This window comes from Neisseria sp. P0009.S007 (assembly GCF_051962515.1).
In genome coordinates, this window is sequence record NZ_JBQCVF010000595.1 from 1 (window position 1) to 958 (window position 958).

At 52.9% G+C, this 958-nt stretch carries 1 protein-coding gene and 1 pseudogene; both read left to right on the forward strand.

Going from position 1 to position 958, the window contains the following annotated elements; translation table 11 throughout:
- Nucleotides 1-15 precede the first annotated feature (15 nt).
- Nucleotides 16-777 (forward strand): beta-ketoacyl synthase chain length factor, encoded by a 762-nt coding sequence (locus tag ACTHS3_RS15035; protein ID WP_440368373.1) that lies wholly within the window; start codon nucleotides 16-18, stop codon nucleotides 775-777.
- Nucleotides 774-958, forward strand: a pseudogene (locus ACTHS3_RS15040) (1-acyl-sn-glycerol-3-phosphate acyltransferase); the annotation flags it as partial. The gene ACTHS3_RS15035 and the pseudogene ACTHS3_RS15040, both read left to right, overlap by 4 nt.

Consider the following 958-nt stretch of genomic DNA (forward strand, 5'->3'; position numbering starts at 1 on the left):
ACATTGAAAGACATCATGCCTCAAAACGTTTGCCGTTTCAGCTTCAATATCGCCGCATGGCAGGCCTCCTCCAGCAAGATCAGTACGCCGGAGCAATGGCAGGACTGGGCGCAGGGAAAACTCGATATCGCCTCCCTTCCGGAGTGCAAACCCGCGCTCTCCTTTTTGCCGCCTATGCAACGCCGCCGCTTGGGAAAAGCGGCGCGCTTGGTTTGTGATGCCGCATGGAATCTGGCCGACCAATATCCTGAAAGTGTACCGGTGTACGTTTCGCACGACGGCGAAAGCAACCGCAGCTTTGAATTGTGGCAAGAGCTTTTGAACACGCATACCGTATCGCCGACCTCATTCGGTCTGTCCGTTCACAACGCGACGATTGGGCAATGGTCGATGTTGCGCAAAGACATGAGCGAACATACCGCGTTGGCCGTTGCCGCCGATTCCTTTGAAACCGCGCTGACCGAGGCATTTGTGCTTTTGCAAGACGGCGCGCCATCCGTTTTAGTGATTGTCGCCGATGATCCGTTGTCTGAAGACTATCCCGTCTTGGCTACCCGTGCGCCGTTTGCCTATGCATTGGCACTGGTCATTACCAAAGGCGAAGACTATACCTTAAGTTTGGAAACCACATCCGAAAGGCCGTCTGAAAACCCTAACGATACAACAGTCGAGCCCTATTGGAGCAGCTTGGAGTGGGTACGCTTCCTGCTTTCAGACGGCCGACAACACACGCAACACTATGCCGGTAGAAACTGGCACTGGCAGAAAAACGCATGAAGACTTTAGACTATTTCCGTCGCTTTTTTGCCACACTCTTCGGCTTCATCCTCTTCGGCGTTGCAGGCGTATTGTTCAAAATCGCACTTTTGCCCTATACGCTCAAATCGACCAAAGGCGACATCAAACGCCAACTTGAAGCAAGACGCATGATAGGCAAAGTTTGGCGTTTCTTCGTCGG